Genomic DNA, 20,815 nt, shown 5'->3' with positions numbered 1-20,815 from the left:
GGAGTCGATTCATCGATTTGCGCGTGGCGCTTCAACCTTTGCTGCGGAACTTCAGCGCTTGATCGCAACGTCGAGACCGATGTCGAGCGTCGGTGCCGCCATGGTGATCTTGGAGGTCGAGATATAGTCGACGCCTGTCTCGGCGATGGCACGGACAGTGTCGATCTTGACGTTGCCCGAAGCTTCGAGACGCGTGCGCCTGGGATCGGCGGCATAGGCGTCGCCGCCAAGCTGCCAATGGGCGGCATTGATGGCCACGGCTTCGCGCAGGCGATCCGGCCCCATATTGTCGAGCAGGATGACGTCAGGTGCCGCCGTCAAAGCCTCACGCATCTGGTCGAGGCCATCAACCTCGATCTCGATCTTGACCAGATGACCACAGTAGGCGCGAGCCGCGTGAACGGCACCGGCAACGCCGCCGGAGACGGCGATGTGGTTGTCCTTGATCAGCACCGCATCGTCGAGGCCGTAGCGATGGTTGGAGCCGCCGCCGAGGCGAACGGCGTATTTCTCCAAAGCACGCAAGCCGGGAATGGTCTTGCGCGTGCAGCAGACCTTTGCGCGCGTATGGGCAATCTCGTCGGCAAATTTCGCCGTGTAGGTGGCAATGCCCGAGAGATGCATGAGGAAGTTCAAGCCGACGCGTTCGGCTGAAAGAAGCCCGCGGGCGCGGCCGGAGATCCGGGCAATCGCCGTTCCCGGTGTCACGCGGTCACCGTCGGCAACCAGAGCGTCGAAGACGATGGCGGGGTCAATGAGACGGAACGCCGTGCGTGCCAGTTCGAGCCCGGCGATCACGCCTGGATCCCGCGAATTCATTCCGGCCGTTGCCATCAGTTCCGGCCCGATGGTCGACAGCGTCGTGATGTCGCCGGCGCGGCCGAGATCTTCGAGTAAGGCGGCACGGACCTGCTCCTCGACCATCAGGGCGGGCAGTTCGGGGCGAAGGGCTGCGGTCATCTGGTCGTTATTCCCTGTCTGTCTTCTCAAGGCCGCGGCCATGACGTCGTCATGGTCAGGCCGTTTCGGTTTCCGCGACCTCGGCCGCCAGGCGGTTCGCCTCGGCCAGCGTCAGGTAGGTGCGGCGGCGCCACTCCGGCTGCTCCGAAGGGCAATCGGCGCGGTAATGGCCGCCACGGCTCTCGGTGCGCCGAAGCGCGCCGACGGCAATCAGCTTGGCCGTGGTCAGGATGTTGGTGAAGCGCATGCGGGCATTGTCGCGCTCGAGCGCCGAGATCTGGCGGATCGCCCGCAGCAGGCTCTCGCGCGTCCTGACGACTCCGACGCAGTCACTCATCAGGCTGCGCAGGACGGTGAGCTGCGGGCTGTCTTCCACCGTGACGGGATCGTCGTTCTCGCCGGCGTTGTCGCCCCATTGGGTCAGCTGCGGCGTCGGCAGGGTACCCTTGATGTTTTCGGCGATGCGCGCCGCGAAGACCACGGCCTCCAGCAGAGAATTTGAGGCGAGCCTGTTGGCGCCGTGCACGCCCGTGGACGTCACTTCGCCGGCCGCCCAAAGACCGTCGATCGAGGTGCGGCCTTCGGCATCCGTCAGAACTCCGCCCATATGATAATGCACCGCCGGAACGACCGGAATCGGTTGTGTCACCGGGTCGATGCCGGCACCGATGCAGGAGGCATAGACCGTCGGGAACATATCCGGGAAATGTTTTCCGACCGCCTTGGTGCAATCGAGAAACGCACCGCGTCCGGCCTGAACCTCGGCGAAGACGCCGCGCGAGACGATGTCGCGCGGGGCGAGCTCGCCATCCGGGTGAATGTCGAGCATGAAGCGGTGCCCGGCCGAATTGATGAGATGGGCGCCGTCGCCACGCAAGGCTTCGGTCGCAAGCGGCGCCGGGTCCTTGCCGATGTTGATGGCCGTCGGGTGAAACTGGACGAATTCGGGATCGGCAATGATTGCTCCTGCCCTCGCCGCCATGCCGAGACCCTGACCGCAGGCTTCCCACGGGTTGGTCGTCACCGCATAGAGGTGGCCGATGCCGCCGGAGCAGAGAACCACGGCGCGCGCCGGGAACGAAACGCGCTTCTTCGACTGACCGGCATCGGGCCTCGCGATGACGCCGGAGATGAAGCGGCCCTCGCGCACCAGCTCTTCGACCACGTAGCCTTCGATGACCCGGATCGAGGGCGTGTTGCGCACCGCCGTGATCAGCGCTTCCATGATCGCCTTGCCGGCCATGTCGCCCTTGACGCGAACGATGCGGCGCTCCGAATGGGCCGCCTCCCGCGACAGGATCAGCTTGCCCTCGAGATCGCGGTCGAAGGGAACGCCATATTCGAGCAGGTCGTGTATACGCGCCGGGCCTTCGGCCACCATCATGCGCGTCATCTTCTCGTCGACGATGCCGGCACCCGCGGTCAGCGTGTCGGCGACGTGTTTTTCGAAGGTGTCGCCGGGGCTCATCGCCGCGGCGATGCCCCCTTGCGCCCAGGCCGACGAGGCGCCATGGCCGATGGGTGCGGCAGCAAGAATGGTCACCGGCCGCGGGCTGAGCTTCAGCGCACAGAACAGGCCTGCAAGGCCACCGCCGACGATGACGATGTCGTCAATCCCGTTGAAGGACTGCGGGCGGAAATGATCTCTCAGCATGGTGCGGCTCTCCTCCAGCGCATGCTTGTATGCCGGGCCTTTCGCCCGCCAGGTGTTATTGCTTGAGGTTGACCATGCGCTCGACCGCAAGGCGCGCCCGGTCGGCGATCGAGGGATCGACCAGAACCTCTTCCGTCATGGTCAGCAGGCTGTCGAGGATCTTCGGCAGCGTGATGCGCTTCATGTGCGGACAGAGGTTGCACGGCTTGATGAACTCGACCCCCTCGATCTCTGCCTGGATGTTCGACGCCATCGAACATTCGGTGACGAGCAGGACCTTCGACGGGCGGTTGTCCTTGACGTAGTTGATCATGCCAGATGTCGAGCCGGCGAAATCGCAGACGGCGATCACATCCGGATGGCACTCGGGATGGCCGATGATCTCGATACCCGGATTGGCCTCCTTGTAGGCCAGCAATTCGGCAGCGGTGAAGCGCTCGTGCACTTCGCAGTGGCCTTTCCAGGTCAAGATCTTCTTGTTGGTCTGGCGCGCGACGTTCATCGCCAGATATTCGTCCGGGATGCACAGCACCGTGTCCGAGGCGAAGCTCTCGACGACCGCAAGCACGTTCGATGAGGTGCAGCAGATATCGGTCTCGGCCTTCACGTCGGCAGAGGTGTTGACATAGGTGACGACGGGAACGCCGGGGTAGCGCTGCTTCAACAAGCGCACGTCGGCACCGGTGATCGATTCCGACAGCGAGCAGCCGGCCTTGCCGTCCGGGATCAGCACCGTCTTTTCCGGGCTCAACAGCTTCGAGGTCTCGGCCATGAAGTGCACGCCGCACTGGATGATGATCTCGGCATCGACCTTGGCGGCGTCGCGGGCAAGCTGCAGCGAATCGCCGACGATATCGGCGACGCAATGGAAGATATCCGGCGTCTGGTAATTGTGGGCGAGGATGACGGCGTTGCGCTCCTTCTTCAGCCGGTTGATGGCGTGAACGTAGGGCGCATAAACGGGCCACTCGATGGCCGGAATGAAGTCTTTCACCTTGTCGTAGAGGTGCTCCGTCTCGCGTGCGACCGCCGGCGTGAAAGCAAGCTCAGGTCGTTCGATGATGCCGAAGCGCTGGGCGGCGCTTACAAAAACCGGGTTCGCCACGCCTTGCGTACGGGAATCGAGCTGCGTCATCGAAGTCTCCTCTCCGCCCCTCTCTCGGGCGGCTCTTCAATTATGCTCAAACTGAGCATAATTGAACCAAAACAAAAGCGGCAAAGCCGCATGGGTTGATTTAGAAAGTTTTGTGACAGATTTCAAGAACGCAACGTCGCATTTCGCGACGTTGCGTTCACGGTTTTCTTCAGGCCACGGCCGGCCGGGCAACGGCCTTTTCCTCGATCGGCCAATGAACGACGGCGGCAAACAGGCCGAGCGCCACACCCAGCCACCACACCGGATCATAGGAACCGAAGTGGTCATAGAGGTATCCGCCCATCCACACGCCCAAGAACGAGCCGACCTGGTGCGAGAGAAATACGATGCCGCCAAGCAGCCCGAGATGGCGCGTACCGAACATGATGGCGACAAGCGCGTTCGTCGGCGGCACGGTCGAAAGCCAGAGCAGGCCCATGACGATCGCAAAGACGATGACCGAGGTCGGCGATTGCGGCAGCAGCAGAAATGCTGTGACGGCGACCGAGCGGGCGATGTAGATCCACGCGAGGAAATAGGGCTTGGAGTAGCGCTGACCGATGAAGCCGGCAGACAGCGAGCCGATGATGTTGAAGAAGCCGATCAGTGCCAGCGCGATCACCGCATAACGGGCATCGATGCCGATGTCGCCGATATAGGCGGGAAAATGCGCGGTAATGAACGCCACCTGATAGCCGCAGACGAAGAAGCCCGAGACCAGCAGGATGTAGCTCTTGTGTCCCAGCGCCTCCTTCAACGCCTCGCCGATCGACTGCTTGTACTGTGCTTCGGATTGGATGCCGGAGGACGAATTTCCACGCAACGGAATGGCAAAGAGCGGCACGAGCAGCATCAATACGCCGAGATAGACAAGGCTGTCAGACCAGCCGTAGGCGGAGATCAGCCCCTGACTGAGAGGCGCGAACAGGAACATGCCGGCCGAGCCCGCCGCCGTGCAGATGCCGAACGCCATGGAGCGCTGATGCGGCGTGACGTTGCGGGCGAAGGCGGAAAGCAGAATGCCGAACGAGCCGGAGCCGACGGCCATGCCGATCAGCACGCCGCCACCGATGTGCAACCAGATCGGCGCATCGGCGTGGGCCATGATGATGAGACCCGAAGCATAGAGAAGCCCGGACATGGTCAACACACGCCAGGTGCCGAACTTGTCGGCGATTGCGCCGAAGAACGGCTGGCTGACGCCCCAGCACAGGTTCTGCAATGCCATGGCGAGACCGAAGGTCGTACGGTCCCACCCGGTATCGGCCAGCATCGGCAGTTGAAAGAAACCCATTGCCGAGCGCGGACCGAAGGTGAGCATCGCGACGATCGAGCCGGCGGCGATGATCAGCCAGGGCATTTCCTGGCGGACGCTCGACGGCACGGATGCTCCCGAAATAGCGGACATAGGTCTTCTCCTGATGACGAGCCAAGATCCTACGCGGGCGCAAAAATAGATAAAAGCCAATTAAATTGACGGCGCGATCACCGGAATTGATGGCCCCGGAAACCTTCATCTGTTTGCCTGGAACTTCTCGCGAAACTGCCGTGGGGTCATAGCCTTCTGCGCCTTGAACTGGCGGTTGAAATTGGCGATCGAGCGATAGCCGACCATCTCCGCTACATGGGCAACGGACTTTCCGGTTCCAGACAGCAATGCACAGGCCTCGCCGATCCTGAGCCGCATCAGATACTCCGAGATCGGCATGTCGAGATGGCGCAGGAACAGGCGATGCAGGCCCGAGAGGCTGAGGGCCGCAATGTCCGCAAGCTCGTCCATCGAAGGGTTTTCGGCATAGTTCAGATGGATATGGTCGAGCACGCGATCGAGCCGACCACGATCGACGGCTCGCCCCGAAGGTGCGACGACCCGGTTCGACAAGGGGGCTGCGTGTTCGTCTCGCGCAAGGATGGTCAGCAAGGCAAGGACGTCGGGCAACCGCTCTTCCGGCGCCAGCGTGCGCAGCCGCTCGAACAAAGGCCGGATGCGACGCGCGGCATCTTGCGAGAACTGCAGCCCGGGCGCCGAGCGATCGAACATCGCCCTCACGGGGCCGAGCTCGACGAAACCGTCCTGCATCCGCTCCACCCACTCGGGATGAAACCAGAGCACCAGCGCCACATGCGGCGCCGCTTCATCGACCTTGGATGAAGAAAGCCAGGTGTGCGGCAGGTTCGACCCGACCAGCACGAGATCACCGTCATCATAGGTCCCGATGTGATCGCCGACGAAACGCTGGCCGCGCGAATTCAGCGTCAGGGTCAGCTCGAACTCCGGATGGTGATGCCATTGAAACGGAATGCAATCGTCGAGCCGACGGTCGAGCAGGATCGATGATGCGTCCGTCGGTCGGGCAATCTTCTGTAGAACGGCCTTCATATTGCGCCAAACCTCTCGATGACGCCAGATTAGTATCAAACTTTGCCTTTGAAGGGCAACATACCCCGGTACGGAACGCCTAATCTTTCTGCATCGACAGACAGACGCAGATGAGAGGAGCCCATGCGCATGCTCAGAGATAGCCATCCCACCACCGTCGCCGACACTCAGCTGAAGGAGATCAAGAAGCGCCTGCCCTTGCGCGTGCTTTCGGAGGAAGACTGGCAGCACTGGATCACCAGGGGATACGTCATCGTCCGGCAGGCCGTCCCGGCCGCCAATGTCGAGCGGCTCGTCGACCTGCTCTGGCGCTTCGACGACAAGGATCCCACCGACCCTTCAACCTGGTACGCGCCGCAGCGCCGCGAGCATAAGATGAAGGAACTCAACGGCACCGGCATGCTGGAGATCTACAATCACCAGTATCTCTGGGACAATCGCCAGGAGCCGCGCGTCTACGGCGCCTTCGTCGACATCTGGGATCGCGAAGACCTTTGGGTGACGATCGACCGGGCCAATCTCAACCCGCCGAAGAAGGTCAAAGGCAATCCCAACGGATTCATCCACTGGGACGTCGACACCTCGATCCGGCCCTTGCCGATCGGTGTCCAGGGCGTGCTCAGCCTGAAAAAGCAGGATGGCGACGTCGGTGGTTTTCAGTGCGTGCCCGCGCTGTTCGAGAATTTCGAGGCCTGGGAAAAGACACAACCCGCCGACAGGGACCCGATGCACCCCGACATGTCAGGCCTGTCGACCGTCAACATCGAGATGGAGGCCGGCGACCTGATGATCTTCAACAGTCTGCTTGCCCATGGCGTGCGGCCCAACCATTCCGATGGAAGAGTGCGCATGGCGCAGTACATTTCCATGCACCCGGCCGAGTGGGACAACAGGGCCGAACGCGAAGAACGCATGCGGCTCTGGCGCGAGCTCGACCATCCGAAGCGCGACGCCTTTCCGGGCGACCCGCGCGAATGGGAAAAACACAATGCGACGCCCGCCAACCTCTCGGACCTCGGAGCAAAACTGCTCGGTGTCACGCCCTGGTTCTGAGGCAGACGCAACGGGGCGCTTCCGCATCTCAAGCGGAGGCGCGTACCTTCATCGGCCAGCGTTCGGCGCGCCGGCCGACTATGCGGGCCTCGTCGCCGAGCTTCAAGACGCCCTCGCCGCGCGGCACGACGTTCCAGCCGAACAGCACGCCGGCGACGCGGCGGTCGGCAGACATGCGCTTTTCAGCCAGCCCCTGGATCGGATTACCGCCGATGCGCTCGCCGGTGATCTGATCCTGGGTGGTCATGATGCAGCGGGCGCAGGGCTTGACGAAATCGAAGCGGATGCCGCCGATCTCCAGGCTCTCCCAGAAATCCTCGTCCCAGGCCTCGTCGCAATCGAGCAGGATGTTAGTGCGGAAACGGTCCATGCCGACGGGCTCCTGCCCCTTTTGCGCGAGCGTCCTGTTGAGATCCGCAAGCGAGCCAGTCGTGGTGATCAGGATAGGAAAGCCGTCGGCAAACCCGACGGGGGCTGCGGTGCCGGCCCACTCCTCACCGACGAAGCGTTCCGCCGAGGCATCCATCTGGGCAAGCTTGACGGGCCGACCGAACCAGGTCGACAGGGTCTCGTTTGCGGCATCGTCGGCCACCGCCGCGTCGACGTCGCTGGCCCACACGCGAACGCCGAGCCGCTGGTCCGGATCGAACCGGACAGAGAGCGCCCTATCACCCATCTTCAAATGCACGCCGCCATCGATGTGGTGTGCCTCGACCTGCGCGAGCGTCTGCAGTTCGCGCTGGGTGATGAAGCGCCCGTCCGGCTCCACGAGCATGAAACGACGGTCACCCTCGAAACCGTCGAGGTTGACGGTGACCGTCTCAAGCGGGATCGCCCGGCCGCTCTTCAGCGGATGAATGTTCAGTGCGGTCACCTTCATCGAAAACGCTCCCCGTTCAGAAATTGATTCAGGCCGTTCGCGATCTGATTCACCGGACGGCAGCAATGGGTTGAAAGACTTAGATTTCATCCAGCATCATGGCAAGCACATCGCGCAGCCGCTGCTGGCGCTCAAGCGCCAGCCTGCGGCCGGCAGCCGTCTGGAAACCGTCGGCGAGCTTGAACAGCTTGGTCTCGAAATGGTCGATGGCAAAGGCCTTGTCGTCGAGCTCGCGATCCTCGGCCAAGGGGTCGAGCGGGTCGTAGAGGCCGCTGCCCATGCGTCCGGCGATGTAGAAGCAGCGGGCGGCACCGACCATGCCGATCGCATCAAGCCGGTCGGCGTCCTGCAGGATCTTCGCCTCGATCGTCTCGGGCGCGATGTTGGCGGAAAAGCTGTGGGTGAGGATCGCATGGGCGACCGACACGATGTCTTCCGCCGACCAATCGAGATTGCGCAGGATGTCAGTTGCCTTTTCCGCCGCCAGCCTCGAGGCCTGCATGCGATGCGGTGAATTCTTCTCCACCGAAACGCAGTCGTGCAGCAAAACGGCTGCGGCAAGCACGCGTTCAGCGCCGCCCTCCTCCGCATGGATCCGCGCGGCATTCTTCCAGACGCGGATCAGGTGGGATGCATCGTGCGAACCGTCGTCTGCAGCAAAGGCATGCGGCAGCAAAACGGCGGCGAGGTCGGCATGCGGCGCGAACGCCGCAGCCAGGGCTGAACTTCGGGTCACGTCCATTTCCTATTGCGGCTGTGTCGGCGCGGCGGAAGGCTGCTGCGTCACGCCGACGCCCGACAGGATCTTCTGGTAGAACAGGCCGATGCCGATCAGGACGCCACCGAGCCCGATGAAGGACAGTGCGCGCAGGAAACCTTCGAGATTGGACATATCGATCAGGAAGACCTTCAGCACGGCGATGAAGACGAGCACGGCCGAGGCGATGCGAATGCTCTTGGCATTGAAGCGCGAACCGAGCACCAGCAGAGCGACGCCGAGCAGCAGCCAGACGACCGAATAGGTGTAGGTCTCGCCCTGCAGGAAGCCTTTCCAGTCGACAACGTTTTCGCCCTGCCAGAGACGGCGCACCGAGAGCGTCGCCCAGGCGAAGGCAAGGACCGCGCCGCTGACGGCGAGCGCCATCACATAAGGCAGCGGGCGCTTGTCGCGGGCGTACCAGGCGAGAGCGGCATAGCCGATGCCGGGCAGGAGATAGCCGATCAGCAGCAGATCGAAGAACGGGATGCGTCCGAGCAGCTCGCCGCTGAAATAGGGGTTGAGCCCGAAGAGATGGGCGGAGAGAACCGAGAGCATCGAGAGCACCCCGAGCCCCATGCCGCCATAGCGGAAGACAGGACTTGGCGATTTCATGTCGAGTGTCATGAACACGCCGGAGGCACCGATCGCCAGCAATGTGTAGATCGACTGCTCGCCGAGCGTCGGCACGGCGCTGTCGAGCACGCCGCCGTTCATGGCATGGCGAACGAGGATCGCCAGCGTCAATAGCACGAAGAGGCTCGCCAGCGCCTGCAGCAGGTTGCGCACACGCACATCCGGCCAGGAGCGAACGAGATAGGCGGAGGCGACGAGCAACAGTGCCGGAATGGCATAGCCCGGCAACAGTGCGTTGAACACCGGCGTGGTGCCGAGGTTTTCCGCTCCGACGATCGTCGGCTCCCAGGCGATGCGGCCGAGGACGACGATTGCGGCTGCTCCTGTCATCCAGGGCAAGATCGGCCAGGTTCGGACGCGGGTCGCGCCGGCATAGGCGGTCCCAAGCAAAGCGATCGCCAGGGTCGTGGCCAGGCCGTCCGTCCAGGCATGCAGCGCAATGACTAACAGCGCGAAGGAACCGCCGACGAGAAGGCTTGCAGCGATATCCAGACCTTCCGTCTCACTGTTGCGGCGATAGAGCCAGTCGGCAAAGGCCAGCAAGCCGCCACCGACGACGAGCGCGTAAAGGCCGTGCGGCAGGTCGAAGGCGTAGTTGCCCGTCATCAGGAACGACATCATCGTGAGCGCGACGGGCACGGCGGCGGCAATGCCGGCCCAGAGGCTGGCAAACTGCGGGTGTCCCCGCAGGCGGCGGGAAAGCACGAACGCGCCGCACAAGACGAACAGCGTTGCCAGCAGCAGCGCGGTCAGCGTCGCGGTCCGGCTCGGCAGGACGATCTCGGGCGCAATGCCTGCGAGCGAAGGATCGAGATAGGCAAGCACGCCGCTCAGCGCCGTCAGAGTGCTGATGCCGGCGATGGCGCCGAGAGCAGACAGCAGGGCCAGATAGACGGCATTTGCCCGCGATGCCCCGAGCGCTGCCAGGGCTGCAATGACGACGAAGAACTCCTTGACGGGGTAGCTGATAGCGCTGACCGCCGGGCTGATGAAGATCAGCGCCAGCACGGTGGCGACGATGGCGGCGGACACACTGATCGCCGCATAGGCCGGCGTGAACAGCTTCTCCCAGGGGCCTGCAACCGCAACTGGGCGGTTCGTCACCTCCGGCAACGGCGCGGCGAGCGCGTCCATGTCTGTTTCCGCGGCACCCGGCCAGACGAAGCCAACACCCAGGAGCATCACCAGCAGCGCGAAGGCGACCGGAATCGCCTCGAAGGGCGAGACGGCGGTGACATAGGCGAGCCCCCAGAGCCCAATGCCGACATTGGCAAGCGTCGGCACCACCATCCAGCGCCGCAGCCGCGACGCCAGCAGCGTCGCCAGCCAGACGACCGACAGGAAGCCGAAAAGCACCCACGGGCGTGGCTCGTCACTCGACACCAGCAACGGTGTGATCAGTGACGCCAGCAAGCCAAGGCCGGCCAACGCCTGCCCGTGCAGCAGCGACAGGCCCACGGTGCCAAGCGAAATCATCGCCAGCAGAACGAAGGCAGTCGTCGTGCCGATGTAGCCATAGATCTCATAGGCCGCGTAGGCGACACCGAAGAGTGTGACGGCACCGGCGGCCGTCAGAATGCCCGGGATCATCGCATTCTGGAATTCGTTGGCGATGACGGGTACGGCGCGACGGCGAATAACCTCGCCGGCACCGGCCAGAAGCAGGCCGAAAAGGGCTGCGAGCGTCAGCCGGACGGCCGGGCTTAAGAGACCTGCATCGATCGAATATTTGACCATGAAGACGCCGCCAAGCGCCAGCGCTATGCCGCCGACCCAGACGGCCCAGCGTGCGCCGAGACGGCTTTCGAGGCTTTCGACCTGCCGAGTTGTTGTCCCGTCGACGGTGGTTGCCTCGACGCTCGCCGACAGGGCTTCGTCGGGCGCGGTTTCGACCGCAGCCGATTCGGCGTTACCGAAGATCCTCGCCCCTTCGCGGGCGCTCGCCGAGAGCGTTTCGACACCTTCGTCATCGTCGATCGCTGCCTCGGCGGAGCGTTCGGCACCCGCGGCCGCCTGCTCCGAAGCGATGTCGTCTGCCGCTGGCATAAGGCCCGGCGTCGCGCCCAGCCGTGCGATCTCTTTCTTGAGCGCTGCGACTTCGCTGTCCAACCGTTCCCTTGTCTTGCGACCGTTCAAGAAGGCGGAGAGCGCCAGAGCAAATGCGACTAAGGCAATCAGTTCAATCATGTTTTCCCCTGGCGGCTACATTCGCAGGCCGACCGTGACCATACAGATTTTTGCGCGGCCGCCAAAGGCATAGACGGTTGAGAGCTTCGATCTCTTCGCGCAAATGTTTAAATTCTGCACGCGCCTTCGAAGGCGAGCGCGGTCAAACGACGGTTAGTGCAATATCAAAATCGGGCTGGCGACGGTCCGCCGTTATCTGCGCAGATTGTCGATCGGGAAGATCGCGCAGGTTTCCGTACCGTGGGCCAGGAGCTTGCCGCCGGCGTCGCGCAGCCAGGCCTCCGAGGTGGCGATAGTCCGGCCACGGTGGACGATTTTGCCCTCGCAGAAAACCTCGCCCATGCCCGGCAGCAGGGGGCGAACCAGGTTCACCTTGAATTCGACGGTGGTGTAGCCCTCGCCGGGCTTCAAGGTCGTGAACACCGCGCATCCGAGCGCCGAATCCATCACCGTCGCCGTCCAGCCGCCATGCACGGTGCCGAGCGGGTTCAGGTGTTCCTCGGTCGGCAGCCCCTTGAAGACCACCCGACCGTCTTCGACCTCAGTCAGGCCGAACTTGAGCGTGGCCGACATCGGCGGCGCCGGCAGGTCGCCCTTCAAGAGATCCTGCATGACCTTGAGGCCGCCATCGCGGGCAACGCGATCCAACGGCAGAACGCCGATGCCGGAAACGGGCATGCCGGGGAAGAGCTCTTGGAACATTAAGTACTCCTTGCTCACGCGGCGGACGACGAAGGCTTCAAGGCCTTCAGCGCGGCGTTGACGAAACCATCGCGCGCGGACGAAACCTTGAGGCCGCGCGGTTCGTAGACATGGCGATTGAGAAAGAAGGCCGTCAGGCGGAAGGCTGCAGCAAGACTGTCATAGTCGGCCGCACTTCGTGCCTCGACGGCGAGAAACTCCGGCAGCACCAACATTCGGTCGGCATAGGGCATGCCCGCCGCGCGGCAGACCGCCCGCCCCGACTTCGGTGACACATAGGCGAGATCGTCGCGCGCTCCGGTCGCCACGCACTCTGTCAGATCGAGCCCGAAGCCGAGGTCGTTCAGGACGGCGAGCTCGAAGCGCACGAAGAGTTCGCCGGCGTCAGCCGGATCTTCGAGGTGATCGACGATGACGGCGAGCGCCTCGTAGAGATGAGGATGGGGATCGCGCTCCGGCAGCAGGCGCAGAAGCGCGCCAAGCGCCTGGATGCCGTAGACGGAGGTCGCCGTCTCCATCAGCCTTGCGGCCCGAAGCTCGAGCGGCTCGATGCGAAACTCGCCCATGTGCTCGTCGAGCCGCGCTCGCCAGGTCAATTCGACGGTATTTCCCGGCTGAAGCACAGGCTGCATGGCCCGCGAACGACCGGAGCGCACCATGCCCAGATGCCGACCTCGGGACGCCGTCATGACTTCGGCGATGGCAGAGCTTTCGCCGTGCCGCCGGATCCCGAGAATGATGGCCTGATCGCTCCATTGCATGAAAAAGGCATACACCCGCGATGGAAAGCGGATCAAGCGATGATGCCGGTGCAGGGGCGCGACGAAACGCTTTCAAGCTGCACCCGCACTGTCGCCTTTCGGCTACACTCGTTGATTGCCTCGATTTCGCCATACTCGCGCCTCCCCGAGGCCATGTTCGACGTTAGAACGGTTATGCACGGCGGCAACGTCCGCTCCTTCCCGAAATGCAATCAGCAGGAATATTGACCCGATTATGTGTGTGTCCCGGAACAGCGCCGGCCGCTTGGCGCAGCTCTTCGCCCTTCTTCTTGCCACATCCACGCTCGCGGGCTGCGTGACCAGCGGCGGACCGGCGAAGCCGAAGGGACCCGATCCCTACTATGTCGCGATGTACGGACCGAAGCCCGACGAAAAGTTTCCGCTCGACGCCATCGACATCAGCAAGGTCGACACGCGCTACCTGCGCCAGCAGGTCGCCTACGCCACCCATGAGCCGCCTGGCACGATCGTGATCGACACGCAAAACCGCTTCCTCTACCTGGTCCAGGATGGCGGCATGGCGATGCGCTATGGCATCGGCGTCGGCAAGGCCGGCCTCGAGTTTGAAGGCGAAGCCCGCATTGGGCGCAAGGCCGAATGGCCGCGCTGGACGCCGACCTCCAGCATGGTGGCACGCGAACCGGAACGTTACGGTCCGCTTGCCGGCGGCATGGAGCCCGGCGTGCGCAACCCGCTTGGACCGCGCGCGCTCTATCTGTTCCAGGGCGACCGCGACACCCTGTTCCGTATCCACGGCACCACCGAGGCCTGGTCGATCGGAAAGGCCGTGTCGAGCGGCTGCATCCGGCTCTTCAACCCAGATATCATCGACCTCTACAACCGCGTCCCGAGGGATTCGCGCGTCGTCGTCCTGCAGGCACAAGCGCCGGTGAACGAGATGCTCGCCCCGATGTCGACGCCGGCAAATGCCGGCGAACCGCTGATGTACTAAACCCGTCGCCGGGCGCCTACCAGGCGTCCGGCGTCCGCACCATGTGCACGATGTTGGCGGGGTTCATGATCCAGCCGCCGCGAAAACCCTCGCCAAGATCCTCGACTACGTCACAGCGCACCACACCTTTTTCGGCAAGCCTGCCGAGTGCTGCCTCATGGTCATCGGTGAAGAGTTCGAGCCATACTTCCGCCTGGCTGTAGTTCGGCGCTTCGTCGATCCAGAGCCTGTTGGGGCCGAGGATAAAGCCCTTGGCCGGCGCCTTCTCATCGAAGGGCTCCAGGCCGAGCGTGTCGCGGTAGAAGGCGACGACCGCCTCGTACTGATGCGACGGCACCTTCATAGCGATGTTGATTCCACCGGTAATCGTCACGGCGATCTCCCTCAGAGCTGCGGTTCGGTCGCCGGCTGCCCGGACAATTCGCTGACGTAGTAGCCCTCACGCAGGTTGATGCCGTATTCGAGCCAGGCCTTCATGCAGGCCAGCATCTGCGACCAGCCTTCGCAGTTCATGTAGGAACTCTTCTGTCCACGGGCATTTTCGCGCCAGCCGGTCTCGGCGATCGTCACCATGGTGGCACCATCATCGAGCGGCTTGAAGCGCATCTCGACCGTGGTGCGATAAGGCTCCTCCCCTTTCTCGACCATCGCATCCCAACGAAAAACGATGCGCTCATGCGGTTCGACGGCCTCGACCTCAATCGGCACATTGCCCCACCAGGTGACCGTCGTGCCGGGCACCATGGGCCCGCTGACCCCACCAAGGGTGACGAAATATCTGCTGATCTGATCCGGATTGACCACAGCGCCGAAAACCTCGGCGACGGGCCGATCGATACGTCCATTCACCCGAAATTCGAAAGACATGACCTCTTCTCCCATTGTGCTGGTGCAGCATATGTTATAAAAACATAACATGTCAACCGAATCGAAAGACGACCTTGTTTTCAAGGCCCTCGCTAACGGCTTTCGCCGGCAAATCCTCGATGCCCTCAAGGATGAGCCGCAGACGACCGGCATGCTCTGCCTGCGGTTTTCAAACCTGGACCGCTGCACCGTCATGCAGCATCTGAAAGTTCTCGAAGAGGCCGAGCTGGTGATCGTCCAGCGTGAGGGCCGGGAGCGCTGGAACCATCTCAACGCCATGCCGATCCAGGCCATCCATCATCGCTGGATCAGCCAGTATGCCGGCCACGCGATGTCCGTCCTTTCCGCCCTGCAGCGAGGCCTCGACCACCCCACGGAATGACGGTTTCGGCTTTCCATTGCCCAGCTTTCTTCGTATGAACGCGCGACAACGCAATCTGGGGATATCGTCTTGCGCTACCTCATCACCGGCACGGCCGGCTTCATCGGCTTCCACCTTGCCAAGCGACTGATCGACGAGGGACATTTCGTCGTCGGCTTCGACGGAATGACGCCCTATTACGACGTGACGCTCAAGGAGCAGCGGCATGCGATCCTCGCCCGCTCCAACGGCTTCAAGGCGGTCGTCGGCATGCTGGAAGACCGGGATGCGCTTGATCACGCCGCAGAGCTTGCCGAGCCGGAGGTCATCATCCACCTGGCGGCCCAGGCGGGTGTCCGCTACAGCCTGGAAAATCCCAAGGCCTACGTGGATTCCAACCTCATCGGCTCCTGGAACATGCTGGAACTGGCGCGTGAAATCGGCCCCAAGCACCTGATGCTGGCTTCGACCTCGTCGATCTACGGCGCCAACGAAAAGATCCCGTTCGCCGAGACCGACCGTGCCGACGAGCCTATGACGATTTATGCGGCGACGAAGAAATCGATGGAGCTGATGGCGCACAGCTACGCCCATCTCTACAAGGTGCCAACGACGGCCTTCCGCTTCTTCACGGTCTATGGCCCCTGGGGCCGACCCGACATGGCGCTGTTCAAGTTCATCGATGCCATCCACAACGACAGGCCGATCGACATCTACGGCGAAGGCCGCATGAGCCGCGACTTCACCTATATCGACGATCTGGTCGAAGGCATTCTCCGGCTCTCCCATGTCGTTCCTGCCGAGGAAAACCGGGTGCCATCCGAAAAGGCTGCGGACACGCTGTCGCTGCAGGCACCGTTCCGGGTCGTCAACATCGGTGGCGGCCAGCCGGTCGAGCTGATGACCTTCATCGAAACCATCGAAAAGGCGGTCGGCCGCCCGGCGCTGCGCAACCTGCTGCCAATGCAGCAGGGCGACGTGCCGCGCACTTATGCGTCTCCGGATCTCCTGGAGGCGCTCACCGATTTCAAACCGTCGATTTCGGTGGAAGATGGCGTCGCCCGCTTTGCGGCATGGTATGACGAATATTACGGTCGCCCTGAAAAGGCCGGCTCGCCAGCCCGCCAAGCCTGAGCCGATCGGCGACGACCGCCGTCGCCAATACTCTGCATAAGCGAAGCTCTCGCAACAAAAGGAAGAGCAGATGAAAGTCACGATGATCGGCGCCGGCTATGTCGGACTTGTATCGGGTGTGTGTTTTGCCGATTTCGGCCATGACGTGGTCTGTCTCGACAAGGACGAAAGCAAGATCGACGCCCTGATGCAGGGACGCATCCCGATCTTCGAACCGGGCCTCGATCATCTCGTCGCCAGCAACGTCCAGTCCGGCCGCCTGTCGTTCACCACCGATCTCGTTTCGGCGGTTGCCGACAGCGACGTGATCTTCATCGCCGTCGGTACGCCATCGCGCCGCGGCGACGGCCATGCGGACCTCTCCTACGTCTATGCCGCAGCGCGCGAGATTGCCGTCAACCTCAAAGGCTTCACCGTGATCGTGACCAAATCGACGGTTCCGGTCGGCACCGGCGACGAAGTCGAGCGCATTATCCGCGAAACCAACCCGGACGCGGATTTCGCGGTCGTCTCCAATCCGGAATTCCTGCGCGAAGGTGCCGCGATCGAGGACTTTAAGCGTCCCGACCGCATCGTCATCGGCCTTGCCGACGATGATGCGCGTGCGCGCGAGGTCATGACCGAAGTCTACCGCCCGCTCTACCTCAACCAGGCGCCGCTGGTCTTCACCTCACGCCGCACCTCCGAACTGATCAAGTATGCTGGCAATGCCTTCCTGGCGATGAAGATCACTTTCATCAACGAGATGGCCGACCTTTGCGAGAAGGTCGATGCCAATGTCCAGGATGTGGCCCGCGGTATCGGCCTCGACGGCCGCATCGGCGGCAAATTCCTGCATGCCGGCCCAGGTTATGGTGGCTCCTGCTTCCCCAAGGACACGCTGGCGCTGGTCAAGACTGCCCAGGACTTCGACAGCCCCGTGCGCCTGGTCGAGACAACGGTCGCGATCAACGACAACCGCAAGCGCGCCATGGGCCGCAAGGTGATCGCGGCTGCCGGCGGCGACGTGCGCGGCCGCAAGATCGCCGTTCTCGGCCTGACCTTCAAGCCGAACACCGACGACATGCGCGACAGTCCGGCCATCACGGTGGTCCAGACCCTGCAGGATGCCGGTGCCCATGTCGTCGGCTACGATCCGGAAGGCATGGAAAATGCCAAGAAGCTGATGGAGGGGCTCGATTTTGCCAAAGACCCTTACGAGGCCGCCACTGACGCCGACGTGCTGGTGATCGTGACCGAATGGAACGAGTTCCGCGCGCTCGATTTCCGCCGGCTGAAGGCCGTGATGAAGGAACCGGTTCTAGTCGATCTCAGGAACATCTATCGGCCGGACGAAGTGGCAAAGCACGGTTTTGCCTATGCCAGCGTCGGGCGACCGAACTGAGGCCGTCAGACAGGACATCTCTCGCCGGGTACTGCACCCGGCGACCACCTCTGGCAGGCAGCAACAGGTTCACGCCTTCGGTACCGGCTGGGGTGGTAGCGCCTCCCAGCTTTTCCCGGCGAGGATGACGCAGCTTCGGCCGGTCACGTCAGTGACGATCAGGGTCCAGGTGCCGCTGTCGGCGGCATAAATTTCCATCACCGCGTGCTGGTTGATCAAGCCGATCCCAGCGGGCTTTTCCTGGTACTGGCGCAGGAGAAATTCGATCACTTCCGATCGCTGGGCGCAGTTCGCAACAGCTTGCGAACTTGCCGGGTTTGGATGTGCCGTCACTGCGGCCGCCAATATGACGGCTCGAGCGAGGCCACGGATCACATTGCGTCCCATGACGCACCTCCTTTCGCCGGGAAACCCGGCGGAAAAGGAGTTTCCGCTGACCTCGTCCGCCGTAGACCGGCATGGTTATGATCGGCACTTGCTCGCGACACGATACAGGTGCCGCCACGAGGTCAGTATGGCGGTGCGTCCGGTATATTACAATTACCTAATTCATAGAGGATAGCCCGGAAGTCCGTACGACTTCCGGGCTACACGCATTATTTGCGCTTCATCGCTTCCATAAGCGCGGCACCGAAGGCGCCTTGCGACGGCTGAGCTTGCTTCTGCGGACGCACAGGCGCGCCGCGATTGGCATTGTTCGATGCCGGCGCCTTCGCCTCGCGGCCCGTATCGGCACCGCCGTCCTTACGCATCGTCAGTCCGATGCGCTTGCGCGGCACATCCACCTCGGTCACCCGCACCCGAACCACGTCGCCGGCCTTGACGACCTCATGCGGGTCCTTCACGAACCGGTCGGCCAGTTGCGAGACGTGGACGAGGCCATCCTGGTGGACGCCGATATCGACGAAGGCGCCGAAGGCGGCAACATTGGTCACGGTGCCTTCGAGCTGCATGCCGACCTTCAGGTCCTTGATGTCATCAATGCCGTCGGCAAATGTTGCGGTCTTGAAGCTCGGGCGCGGGTCGCGGCCCGGCTTTTCGAGTTCGGCCAGAATGTCCTTGACCGTCGGCAGACCGAAACGGTCGTCGACGAAGACGCGTGGGTCGAGCTTCTGCAACGCCGCGCTGTCGCCCATCAGCGAACGCACGTCCCGCCCGCAGGCAGCGACGATCTTCTTGGCGATGCCATAGGCTTCCGGATGGACTGAGGACGCATCGAGCGGCTCCTTGCCATCAGGAATGCGCAGGAAGCCGGCGCACTGTTCGAAGGTGCGGGCGCCGAGACGCGCCACGTTCAGCAATTCCTTACGGCTGGCAAACGGCCCAGTGGCATCACGGTGCGCGACGATCGCTTCCGCCGATGACTTGCCGAGACCCGAGACACGCGCGAGCAACGGCGCCGAGGCCGTGTTCACATCGACTCCAACCGCGTTCACCGCGTCTTCCACCACCGCGTCCAGCGAGCGGCTGAGCTTCGACTGGTCGACGTCGTGCTGATACTGGCCGACGCCGATCGATTTCGGCTCGATCTTGACGAGTTCGGCCAACGGATCCTGCAGGCGCCGGGCGATGGAGACAGCGCCACGCAGCGAAACGTCGAGGCCGGGGAACTCAAGGGCTGCCGTCTCGGAAGCGGAATAGACCGACGCGCCGGCCTCGGAAACGATGACCTTGGTCGGCTTCGGTGCCGGCAATTGCGCGAGCATGTCGGCAACCAGCTTTTCCGTTTCGCGGCTGCCGGTGCCGTTGCCGATCGCGATCAGCTCGATCTTGTGCTTGCGGATCAGAGATGCAAGTTCCGCCTGCGTGCCGCGCACATCGTTCTTCGGCGGGAACGGGTAAACGGTCGTCGTCTCCAACAGCTTGCCCGTGCCGTCGACGACGGCAACCTTGACGCCGGTGCGGATGCCTGGGTCCAGCCCCATGGTAGCGCGCGAACCGGCAGGAGCTGCCAACAGCAAATCCTTCAGATTGCGCGCAAAGACGTGGATCGCTTCCTCTTCTGCCCGCTCGCGCAGTTCGCGCATCAGGTCGAGCGAGAGGGACATGGACAGCTTCACGCGCCAGGTCCAGCCGATGACTTCCGCCAGCCACTTGTCGCCCGGCAGCTGCCCGCCGACAGTGTAGGCGGCGGCGATCATGCGCTCCACCGGTTTGACCGGGGACGTATCGTCCTGATCGACGACGATATCGACTGACAGCACCTCTTCGTTCCAGCCGCGCAGCATGGCGAGCGCCCGGTGACCCGGCGTCGTCGCCCAGCGTTCGGAATGGTCGAAATAGTCCGAGAACTTTGCACCCGCATCCTGTTTGCCGTCGACGACCTTGGCTCGCAGGAACGCCGCGCCCTTCATATGATTGCGCAGGCGCCCGAGCAGGTCGGCATTCTCCGTCATGCCTTCGGCGATAATGTCGCGCGCGCCGTCGAGGGCCGTCTTCACATCGGGCACATCGGCCGTCAGAAACGCGCCGGCACGATCAGCCGGTGCAATCGTCCGGTCGGCAAGAATGGCTTCGGCAAGCGGACCGAGGCCACGCTCCCTGGCAATCTCGGCCTTGGTGCGCCGCTTCGGCTTGTACGGCAGATAGATGTCCTCGAGCTCGGCCTTGGTTTCGACTGCGGCGATCTTGGCTTCGAGTTCGTCGGTAAGCTTGCCCTGTCCGCGGATGGATTCGATGATCGAACCCCGCCTTGCCTCCAGTTCGCGCAAATAGGTCAGCCGTTCGGCCAGCGTCCGCAGCTGCGTGTCATCGAGCCCGCCGGTCACCTCCTTGCGGTAACGGGCGATAAACGGCACCGTCGCGCCCTCGTCGAGCAGCTCCACGGCGGCGATGACCTGGGGGATCGTCGCCTTGATCTCGCTGGCAATGATGGCGGCGATTGGTTTTGCTGGGCTGGCCATGGTGGGGTCCGTCTTTCCTGTTTTCAGTCGGCGACCATAAAGGCGCAGGCCTTCAAGGCCAAGTGAAGGCCTGCGCGGCAAAACCGGA

Annotated in this window: 19 protein-coding genes; 5 read left to right on the top strand and 14 right to left on the bottom strand. The window is 63.0% G+C overall.

From position 1 onward, the window contains the following. Nucleotides 1-51 precede the first annotated feature (51 nt). From nadC to AC1Q80_RS22865, 5 genes are all read right to left on the bottom strand, one after another. A complete protein-coding gene (gene nadC, locus AC1Q80_RS22885; RefSeq protein WP_492361963.1) occupies nucleotides 52-960 on the bottom strand; it encodes a carboxylating nicotinate-nucleotide diphosphorylase in 909 nt (302 codons plus the stop codon). Between the two features lie 55 nt (nucleotides 961-1,015). Then, nucleotides 1,016-2,614, bottom strand: coding sequence for an L-aspartate oxidase (locus AC1Q80_RS22880; protein ID WP_209791152.1), 1,599 nt, complete (start codon nucleotides 2,612-2,614; stop codon nucleotides 1,016-1,018). Between the two features lie 55 nt (nucleotides 2,615-2,669). After that, complete coding sequence (nadA, locus tag AC1Q80_RS22875; protein WP_173419526.1) at nucleotides 2,670-3,749, bottom strand: quinolinate synthase NadA; 1,080 nt, start codon at nucleotides 3,747-3,749, stop codon at nucleotides 2,670-2,672. A 169-nt stretch (nucleotides 3,750-3,918) separates the two neighbouring features. Next, the gene (locus tag AC1Q80_RS22870; RefSeq protein ID WP_492361962.1) at nucleotides 3,919-5,157 is read right to left on the bottom strand and encodes an MFS transporter; all 1,239 of its coding nucleotides are present in this window, start codon (nucleotides 5,155-5,157) and stop codon (nucleotides 3,919-3,921) included. Nucleotides 5,158-5,262: 105 nt separating this feature from the next. Beyond that, complete coding sequence (locus AC1Q80_RS22865) at nucleotides 5,263-6,129, bottom strand: helix-turn-helix domain-containing protein (protein WP_492361961.1); 867 nt, start codon at nucleotides 6,127-6,129, stop codon at nucleotides 5,263-5,265. 129 nt (nucleotides 6,130-6,258) lie between these two features. On the opposite strand from AC1Q80_RS22865, the gene AC1Q80_RS22860 reads away from it, so the two are divergent. After that, a complete protein-coding gene (locus AC1Q80_RS22860; RefSeq protein ID WP_173419523.1) occupies nucleotides 6,259-7,182 on the top strand; it encodes a phytanoyl-CoA dioxygenase family protein in 924 nt (307 codons plus the stop codon). Nucleotides 7,183-7,210: 28 nt separating this feature from the next. Here the strand turns inward: AC1Q80_RS22860 and AC1Q80_RS22855 are convergent, their stop codons facing one another. The 5 genes from AC1Q80_RS22855 to recO form a co-directional block, all read right to left on the bottom strand. Further along, complete coding sequence (locus AC1Q80_RS22855) at nucleotides 7,211-8,062, bottom strand: MOSC domain-containing protein (protein ID WP_492361960.1); 852 nt, start codon at nucleotides 8,060-8,062, stop codon at nucleotides 7,211-7,213. 79 nt (nucleotides 8,063-8,141) lie between these two features. Continuing rightward, nucleotides 8,142-8,798, bottom strand: coding sequence for an HD domain-containing protein (locus tag AC1Q80_RS22850; RefSeq protein ID WP_492361959.1), 657 nt, complete (start codon nucleotides 8,796-8,798; stop codon nucleotides 8,142-8,144). A gap of 9 nt (nucleotides 8,799-8,807) precedes the next feature. Beyond that, a complete protein-coding gene (locus AC1Q80_RS22845; protein WP_492361958.1) occupies nucleotides 8,808-11,642 on the bottom strand; it encodes a DUF2339 domain-containing protein in 2,835 nt (944 codons plus the stop codon). A gap of 192 nt (nucleotides 11,643-11,834) precedes the next feature. Next, nucleotides 11,835-12,344 (bottom strand): PaaI family thioesterase, encoded by a 510-nt coding sequence (locus AC1Q80_RS22840; RefSeq protein ID WP_492361957.1) that lies wholly within the window; start codon nucleotides 12,342-12,344, stop codon nucleotides 11,835-11,837. Between the two features lie 14 nt (nucleotides 12,345-12,358). Further along, nucleotides 12,359-13,105, bottom strand: coding sequence for a DNA repair protein RecO (gene recO / locus AC1Q80_RS22835; protein ID WP_173419518.1), 747 nt, complete (start codon nucleotides 13,103-13,105; stop codon nucleotides 12,359-12,361). A gap of 235 nt (nucleotides 13,106-13,340) precedes the next feature. Between recO and AC1Q80_RS22830 the strand changes: the two genes are divergently transcribed. Beyond that, nucleotides 13,341-14,078 (top strand): L,D-transpeptidase, encoded by a 738-nt coding sequence (locus tag AC1Q80_RS22830; protein ID WP_176351934.1) that lies wholly within the window; start codon nucleotides 13,341-13,343, stop codon nucleotides 14,076-14,078. A 16-nt stretch (nucleotides 14,079-14,094) separates the two neighbouring features. On the opposite strand, the gene AC1Q80_RS22825 is transcribed toward AC1Q80_RS22830, so the two are convergent. Both AC1Q80_RS22825 and AC1Q80_RS22820 read right to left on the bottom strand, forming a co-directional pair. Beyond that, nucleotides 14,095-14,421, bottom strand: a complete 327-nt coding sequence (locus AC1Q80_RS22825) for a VOC family protein (RefSeq protein WP_210264452.1) — start codon at nucleotides 14,419-14,421, stop codon at nucleotides 14,095-14,097. A 41-nt stretch (nucleotides 14,422-14,462) separates the two neighbouring features. Further along, nucleotides 14,463-14,945, bottom strand: a complete 483-nt coding sequence (locus tag AC1Q80_RS22820; RefSeq protein WP_492361956.1) for an SRPBCC domain-containing protein — start codon at nucleotides 14,943-14,945, stop codon at nucleotides 14,463-14,465. Between the two features lie 49 nt (nucleotides 14,946-14,994). Between AC1Q80_RS22820 and AC1Q80_RS22815 the strand changes: the two genes are divergently transcribed. The 3 genes from AC1Q80_RS22815 (at nucleotide 14,995) to rkpK (ending at nucleotide 17,824) form a co-directional block, all read left to right on the top strand. Beyond that, complete coding sequence (locus AC1Q80_RS22815; protein WP_492361955.1) at nucleotides 14,995-15,327, top strand: ArsR/SmtB family transcription factor; 333 nt, start codon at nucleotides 14,995-14,997, stop codon at nucleotides 15,325-15,327. Nucleotides 15,328-15,396: 69 nt separating this feature from the next. Beyond that, the gene (locus AC1Q80_RS22810) at nucleotides 15,397-16,440 is read left to right on the top strand and encodes an NAD-dependent epimerase (protein ID WP_173419514.1); all 1,044 of its coding nucleotides are present in this window, start codon (nucleotides 15,397-15,399) and stop codon (nucleotides 16,438-16,440) included. A 70-nt stretch (nucleotides 16,441-16,510) separates the two neighbouring features. Beyond that, nucleotides 16,511-17,824 (top strand): UDP-glucose 6-dehydrogenase, encoded by a 1,314-nt coding sequence (gene rkpK, locus AC1Q80_RS22805; protein WP_492361954.1) that lies wholly within the window; start codon nucleotides 16,511-16,513, stop codon nucleotides 17,822-17,824. Between the two features lie 69 nt (nucleotides 17,825-17,893). Here the strand turns inward: rkpK and AC1Q80_RS22800 are convergent, their stop codons facing one another. After that, nucleotides 17,894-18,211, bottom strand: a complete 318-nt coding sequence (locus tag AC1Q80_RS22800) for a hypothetical protein (protein WP_492361953.1) — start codon at nucleotides 18,209-18,211, stop codon at nucleotides 17,894-17,896. 209 nt (nucleotides 18,212-18,420) lie between these two features. Further along, a complete protein-coding gene (locus tag AC1Q80_RS22795) occupies nucleotides 18,421-20,727 on the bottom strand; it encodes a Tex family protein (RefSeq protein WP_173419511.1) in 2,307 nt (768 codons plus the stop codon). Nucleotides 20,728-20,815 lie beyond the last annotated feature (88 nt).

Source organism: Ensifer sp. GW823-FHT05D09 (assembly GCF_058795755.1).
Note: the sequence above shows the minus strand (reverse complement) of the source record. Positions and strands in the feature narration are given on the sequence as shown.